Here is a 5,250-nt window from a genome sequence, read left to right as displayed (position 1 = left end):
GGCAGGCTCTCGTCCTCGACGGCGACCCGGACGCCGCTGTTCGCGGTCGTCCACCCGCCGCCGGGAACGAGCAGGAGATCCGGTCGGCCGATCGTTCCGTCCGGCTCGACGCGGAGGCCGTGACTCGCCGTCACGAGATCGGTTTCCGCGAGCGTGACCAGCCGCGTCTCGAGCGACGCACCGGCTTGGGCACCGTTCTGCAACACTTCGTAGGGACCGATCGCGTCGAGTTCGTCGAAGCCCTCGAACAGGACGATTTCGGCAGTCAGGTCGACCATACGTAAGCGTCGCTCGCACCGTAGAAACCCGTTGTGACCGTGCTAGATATTGACTCGAGGGGACGGCCCTCGAGTCGTCGTGTCGCCGACGCGCCGCCGCGTCGGCTCCTCGGATTCGTCGGGACGGTGTGACCCGCCGACCGTCACCGGTGTGATCCGATTCGATCCGCGTTGAACGGGTTCAAACCCGCGAAAACGTCCGCAAAGCGGCTTCAAACGCTCGAAAACCGGATACACGACGCACCCCCTTCAAGTTCATCCGGCCACCGAGAGTCGGATGCAAGCCATGAAACGAACGACGCTCATCGCAGCTGCCTGCGCAGTACTGATCGCGGCAACCGGCTTCGCCGCTGCAGCGCCCGGAAGTGCACCCGTCTCCGTAGACGGGGGCGCGGATAGCACCGACGAAGCGCACGCAGACGACCGCGAGGATCGAAGCGAGAACGGGGCCGCTGCCGGCGGTGCCGCCGACGAACGGAACGGACAGGGGCCCGCCGTCGACCTCCCTGATCAGGTCCCCGATCACGTGTCCGAAATCCACGTCCGAATTTCGTCGTTCCTGAGCGGTGACCTCGAGGGCACGCTCGGCGACGCCATCAGTGCGGTGACGCCTGGTGACGACGAAACTGACGACACCGACGAAAGCGAAGATATCGACGAGAGCGGCGAGGCTGACGACGCCGACGAAGACGACGCCGCCGACAACGAGACACAGATAGGAGATGACGAGCAGACCGACGACGAGCAAACCGACGGCGAACAGACTGATGACGGCGAACAGAACGAGTCGTCCGATAGCGACGACCAGTCTGACGCGTAACTGACTCCCCATGCCCGCACCGGCTTCGCCGATGGTGCTCGGTCTCGAGGACCGGGTGCTGACGTTCGCCGTGAGCCTGCTGGTCGGCGGTCTGGCCCTCCACGTCGCCGCCCGCGTCGTCGCTGACGCTCGAGACTATGGCCATGCGGTGGTGACCGCACTGCTCGGCGCGCTGGCCTGGGCGCTCCTCGAGTCGATACCGCTACTCGGCGGGCTGCTGGCGATCGTCGCCTGGGTCGCGGTCGTCAAGTGGCGCTACCGAGTCGGCTGGATCGGATCCAGTGCGACCGGTATCGCCGCCTGGGCGGCGGCCGTCGTCGTCCTCGCCGCCCTCGAGTTGGTCGGTATCGGTTCGGTCTCGGCACTCGGCGTGCCGGGTGCCTGAATTGCGGTCCCGCCGACGCTCTCCTCCCCGCTGACGCGTTCCTCCACCGAACCTCGCCTACTGACGTCAGAAACGACTGCAGTAGTATCGATGCCGACCGCGATAGCAGTATTCACGCTGTATCAGTCGCTTCCGATGGGAGAGTCAGCGTCCGTGCTGACGGTCCAGCCGCCGTCGACGCGCCAGCGGCGGTACTGAAAGGGATTACTATAATCGTCTGGACGGTGAAGTGTTTCACATGGTCTCCGTCATCGGATCGCTCGTTGCCTTCGTCGTCGCACTGCTCATCGGTGGGCTGGCGATCTTCGTCAGCGCGCGACTCATCGTCGACGTTGAGGATTATTCACACGCGATCGTCACGGCCTTCCTCGGAGCGATCGCGTGGGCGCTAACGTCGTGGGTACCACTTCTGGGCCCGATACTGGCACTGATCGCCTGGGTCTGGGTGATCAACTGGCGGTACCCCGGCGGCTGGGGAACGGCCGCGGCCATCGGGTTCATCGCCTGGCTCGCCGCGCTCGTCATCCTCTTGGTTCTCAACGCCGTCTTGGGCCTCGGCGTCGGAGCGTTCGGCGTTCCCGGCGCGTAGTGATCCGCAGTCGACCGAAAACGGTCGACATTCGGCCCAAATCGGATCAAATCGAGGTCACGAACTGACCGGTTGATGTGGGTGAGAGCCTTCCGTCCGGTCGTGATGCAAAGACAAACGATACTCGCGATCGCGGTTGCGCTCACGCTCCTCACCGGCGCAACGGGAGCCGTCACAGCACAGCCAGCGGATGGGCCACCAGACAACCTTCCGGATTCGGTACCGGAGTTCGTCTCCGACGTTCTCGGGACGATAACTGACGCCGTCAGTGGCGTTATCGATTCGCTCGGCGAAGTCGTTCGGGACCTCACTGCCGGCAGCGGTGCGCCCGGACTGAACGATAACGGGAATTGACTCGAAGTTTTCAATTTCGAACTGAATCGACGGATCGAACGTTTACGGGCGGTCACACGCCGTAGTAGGACTTTCGTATGTTTTAAGCGAAGTGGCAAGTACCGACACGTATGAACGTTCGCGCCGGCGTCGCGATCGTGGTCGCCGCGGCGCTCCTCGGCGGATCGGGACCGGTCGTCGCTGTTGCTGCCACCGGAACCACGAACGCCGGCCAGCCCCAACCGAGTCCGTTTACGCTCCAGCAGGACCAGATCGACGCGGACGAGGTCCGAATGGACGTCGCACTCGAGCCCGACGGGACCGCCGAGTGGACGGTCGAGTTCTGGGTCCGCCTCGACGACAACGAGAGCACGGAGGGGTTCGAGTCGCTGCAAGCGGACATTCGGGATGATCCCGAAAATCACACGCAGTCGTTCGCCGACCGGATGGACGAGACGGTTTCGACGGCGAGCAACGCGACGGGCCGCGAGATGGCCGCGGATGAGTTCAGCGTGAGTACCGCGCGACAGTCGCTCGCACGCGAGTACGGCGTCGTCAGATACTCGTTCCGCTGGGACGGGTTCGCCGCCGTCGAGGGCGACGAGATCCGCGCCGGTGACGCCGTCGAGGGAATCTATCTCGACGACGGGACCCGATTGCTGCTCGAGTGGCCGGACGGCTACGAGCGAACGTCTGTGACGCCCGATCCGGACGACGAACGCGAGAACGCGGTGATCTGGCGGGGCGGCGAGACGGACTTCGTCTCCGGCGAACCGCGAGTCGTCGTTACCGCCGCCAGCGGCGGGACCGGGGCCAGCACGACGATGATCGCGGGAATCGTCGCTGTCGTGGCCGGCCTCGGTGCTGGCGGTATGTGGTGGTACCGCAACCGCACGTCTGGGGCGGGGCAAACGACCGACGGAGACGGGGCTCCCGGGCCCGGTACCGATCCGGAGCGCACCCCCGGATCTGGTTCGGGATCCGCGACGGCATCGACATCGGCGTCGGCGACGGCCGACGAATCGGCGGACTCGAGTGCGACCGCAGCGCCGGATCCGGCGCTCTTCACCAACGAAGAACAGGTCCTCCGGCTCGTCGAAGGTAACGGCGGCCGGATAAAACAGCAGGCGGTTGTCGAAGAACTCGACTGGACCGACGCGAAGACCAGTAAAGTGGTCAGCGCGCTCCGCGATGAGGGGGAACTCGAGTCGTTCCGCCTCGGTCGCGAAAACGTGCTCTCGCTGCCCGACGCGGACGATCCCGTCACGACGAATATCGGCGGTGACGAACCGAAATGAGACGAAATCGCCGGACGGGAGCAGATCGAAAACGGCGTTGAATGGGGGAAACCGTCGATGAACCCAAGTCATCGACTCGAGTGGCTATCACTACGCAAGTACGACTTCCACCAATGAACCGAACCATATCGATCACGCTGGCAGCGGTACTCGTCGTCGCCGCGATAGCGGTTCCCCTCGCTGCGGCGAGCATCTCCTCGAGCGCGAGCGGACAGGCGACAAGCGATTCCGAGGCAGGAAACGAGTCGATCAAACCCGGCGAACAGTTCGCCGCCGCCGTCGGCGTCCAGAACGCCGAAATCGAGGGTGACGTGTCGGAACGAGCGTTCGGCGTGCGGATCGCAAACGCCGCGACGAACGAGTCGAAAGCGGCCGTCGTCGCCGCGCAGTTCGACGAGACGGAAGCGCGCCTCGCCAAACTCGAGGGGAGACTCGAGGACCTGAACGAGTCCCGCGAGGCCGGCGAGATCAGCGAGGGGCGCTATCGCGCGGAAGTCGCGACGACCGTCGTCGAGATGCGGACCCTCGAGCGACAGGCAGCGACGGCCGAGACGACCGCAGCCGGACTCCCCGAAGCGGTGCTCACCGAGCGCGGTATCGACGTCGAATCGATTCAAATGCTTCGGGACCGCGCCGGCGACCTCGGCGGACCCGAGACCGCGGAGATCGCTCGATCGATCGCCGGGGACGACGGCGAACGGTCGCTCGGTCCCGACCGCGACCCCGGTAGTCCGATCGACGTCGGCGGTGAAAATCGAACCGACGAAGCGGGCGTCAGCGGTGACGACGAGGCGACAGCGGAGTCGAGCGAAGCGTGAACCGGCGGCTGGCGCACACCCGTTTTTTGCCGCTCGGTTCCGTAGAGCGGTGAGATGGTCGACGCGTATACGATGATCGATACCGCAACTGGAACCGCCGAGGAGGTGTGTCAGACTCTGTGCGATGCAGAGGAGGTGATCGACGCACACGTCCTCGCAGGCGACTTCGACGTCATGGTCGAGTTGACGGGCGACGACTCACACGACATCCTCGAGACGATCACCGACACCGTTCGGCCGCTCGAGGGGGTCGGGACGACGCGAACGTACATCCGTCTCGACTGAGACGGCCGGCTGTATGAACCGGTGAGCGCGCCGATCACGCGACGCCGATCGGACAGGGACGCCGTCCACTCGTCCGCGACTTTAAGTACGAACCCGCGGCCAGACAGGCCATGATCGACGACGCGATCCGCGTCCTCGCGGGCGATTGCACCGTTATCGCCGAGGGCGACGACCGACAGGAGTACCGCGGCCGGGTGACGACGATCGTCAAACCCGACAACACCATTCTCGTCCACGACACCGACGGCTACCAGCCCGTCGCGTGGCTGACCCGCGCCGAGAGCGTCTCGAGCGATCGCACCGGCGGCTTCACCCTCGTCGCGAAAAAGGACACCCAGACGCTGCGGATCGCCACTCACGACCAGGACGGGTTCGCCCACTACCCGTCCTCGGCGGCCGGCACGCCCATCGGGACGTGTCCCGACTGCGAGGGCGCGCTCGTGC

8 protein-coding genes and 1 pseudogene are annotated in these 5,250 nt (G+C 65.3%); 8 read left to right on the top strand and 1 reads right to left on the bottom strand.

The window, feature by feature from the left end:
* Nucleotides 1-278, bottom strand: a 278-nt coding sequence (locus PGX04_RS27210; RefSeq protein WP_273741348.1) for a DJ-1/PfpI family protein, incomplete at its 3' end; no start/stop codon positions are given.
* A gap of 286 nt (nucleotides 279-564) precedes the next feature.
* On the opposite strand from PGX04_RS27210, the gene PGX04_RS27205 reads away from it, so the two are divergent.
* From PGX04_RS27205 to PGX04_RS27170, 8 genes and pseudogenes are all read left to right on the top strand, one after another.
* Nucleotides 565-1,098 (top strand): hypothetical protein, encoded by a 534-nt coding sequence (locus tag PGX04_RS27205; protein ID WP_273741347.1) that lies wholly within the window; start codon nucleotides 565-567, stop codon nucleotides 1,096-1,098.
* A 10-nt stretch (nucleotides 1,099-1,108) separates the two neighbouring features.
* Complete coding sequence (locus PGX04_RS27200; protein WP_273741346.1) at nucleotides 1,109-1,483, top strand: hypothetical protein; 375 nt, start codon at nucleotides 1,109-1,111, stop codon at nucleotides 1,481-1,483.
* A 238-nt stretch (nucleotides 1,484-1,721) separates the two neighbouring features.
* Nucleotides 1,722-2,072: a hypothetical protein gene (locus tag PGX04_RS27195; protein ID WP_273741345.1), complete on the top strand. Its 351-nt coding sequence runs from the start codon at nucleotides 1,722-1,724 to the stop codon at nucleotides 2,070-2,072.
* A gap of 105 nt (nucleotides 2,073-2,177) precedes the next feature.
* Nucleotides 2,178-2,426, top strand: a complete 249-nt coding sequence (locus PGX04_RS27190) for a hypothetical protein (RefSeq protein WP_273741344.1) — start codon at nucleotides 2,178-2,180, stop codon at nucleotides 2,424-2,426.
* A gap of 110 nt (nucleotides 2,427-2,536) precedes the next feature.
* Nucleotides 2,537-3,703, top strand: a complete 1,167-nt coding sequence (locus PGX04_RS27185) for a DUF7345 domain-containing protein (protein WP_273741343.1) — start codon at nucleotides 2,537-2,539, stop codon at nucleotides 3,701-3,703.
* A gap of 113 nt (nucleotides 3,704-3,816) precedes the next feature.
* Nucleotides 3,817-4,521 (top strand): hypothetical protein, encoded by a 705-nt coding sequence (locus PGX04_RS27180; protein WP_273741342.1) that lies wholly within the window; start codon nucleotides 3,817-3,819, stop codon nucleotides 4,519-4,521.
* A gap of 54 nt (nucleotides 4,522-4,575) precedes the next feature.
* Nucleotides 4,576-4,806, top strand: a complete 231-nt coding sequence (locus PGX04_RS27175; protein WP_273741341.1) for an Lrp/AsnC ligand binding domain-containing protein — start codon at nucleotides 4,576-4,578, stop codon at nucleotides 4,804-4,806.
* 110 nt (nucleotides 4,807-4,916) lie between these two features.
* Nucleotides 4,917-5,250 (top strand): annotated as a pseudogene (locus tag PGX04_RS27170) (DUF91 domain-containing protein); the annotation flags it as partial.

The sequence above is a fragment of the Natrinema soli genome (genome assembly GCF_028618695.1).
The sequence above is the reverse complement of the archived record's forward strand: the minus strand, read 5'-3'. Positions and strand labels throughout refer to the sequence as shown.

Excerpts from the sequence above, each read along its gene's own strand:
- PGX04_RS27200 (WP_273741346.1), top strand. The coding sequence starts at position 1,109 with ATGCCCGCACCGGCTTCGCCGATGGTGCTCGGTCTCGAGGACCGGGTG.
- PGX04_RS27205 (WP_273741347.1), top strand. The coding sequence starts at position 565 with ATGAAACGAACGACGCTCATCGCAGCTGCCTGCGCAGTACTGATCGCG.
- PGX04_RS27180 (WP_273741342.1), top strand. The coding sequence starts at position 3,817 with ATGAACCGAACCATATCGATCACGCTGGCAGCGGTACTCGTCGTCGCC.
- PGX04_RS27185 (WP_273741343.1), top strand. The coding sequence starts at position 2,537 with ATGAACGTTCGCGCCGGCGTCGCGATCGTGGTCGCCGCGGCGCTCCTC.
- PGX04_RS27195 (WP_273741345.1), top strand. The coding sequence starts at position 1,722 with ATGGTCTCCGTCATCGGATCGCTCGTTGCCTTCGTCGTCGCACTGCTC.
- PGX04_RS27190 (WP_273741344.1), top strand. The coding sequence starts at position 2,178 with ATGCAAAGACAAACGATACTCGCGATCGCGGTTGCGCTCACGCTCCTC.
- PGX04_RS27175 (WP_273741341.1), top strand. The coding sequence starts at position 4,576 with ATGGTCGACGCGTATACGATGATCGATACCGCAACTGGAACCGCCGAG.